The following is a 923-nucleotide window of genomic DNA, read 5'->3' on the forward strand; positions in this document are numbered from 1 at the left end:
TAGCTGGCTAATCGGTTGGTCTTTGATGCGTCCCCAACCTGTTATCAAGAGCCGAGCGACTTCTTCATTTGATAAGTGTGCTTGCGCATTCGCCTCTGCTCGGCGAGTTAAGTCTTTAATATTGCGATGCAAGTACGTCTGTAACTTTTCATCCAGGTTTCTGTTGGTTGCCTTCTCAAATGAGCTGCGTCCAAGCTTCATGAGCTTACCAACACCGCCTGCTTTATCCAGCGTGGTTTCCATAAAGTCGTTGATAGCGTGATATAGTGTTTGCGTCAACAAGTCTGCAAAGGTTTCATTGCCGACTAGCGTATGAATCAAGGCATTACGCTGCTCGTCATGGCTACCTATGTAATTGGCAAGAGTTTCAACCTGAGTATCATCCACTAGCTCAGATAAAGGTACGTTGTCGTTGACTGGATGATAAATGACCGTATGCAAGATATCGCGGATATCGGTGCGCATGACATCGCTCATCGGTTGGCTCAGTAGCCAGTCATTAATCAGGTGCTGCAAATCATCGGCGCTAACGTATTTATGTAGTGGCTGCGCGCCTAACCACTGCCAAGCCTCTAGAGCCATCGGCTCTGCTTGCTGCTGTAACCACTGCTGCATAAAGGCAACTTGAGCATCGATTAAGCTATCCATAGTTAGGCTAGCAGCTGATAAGCTTGCGCTAGGATGAGCAGTTGCAGCACCTGTATGAGGCGTTGGAATTTGAGTGTCTGATGCTTGAGTGTTTAGAGTTTGGTTATCTTTTGAAGTCTGCATAGGTTTTGAGGTCATAGTAATCGACAATTTGTTATACTGTGTGGATATAGTGAGCATAAAGTATTATGCCATGAACCATGTATTCGTTTGTGATGAATATTGCTTAGCGCTTGATAATTAATGAGAGATTTGATGACGGCTGTAGATGTACC

At 45.1% G+C, this 923-nt stretch carries 1 protein-coding gene; it reads right to left on the reverse strand.

The genetic code is table 11. The features are described 5' to 3' along the window. Positions 1 to 786: hypothetical protein (locus ACS8FD_RS17810; protein WP_439276831.1), on the reverse strand; the 786-nt coding region annotated here is incomplete at its 3' end. Positions 787 to 923 lie beyond the last annotated feature (137 nt).

Source organism: Psychrobacter sp. 1U2 (assembly GCF_051847575.1).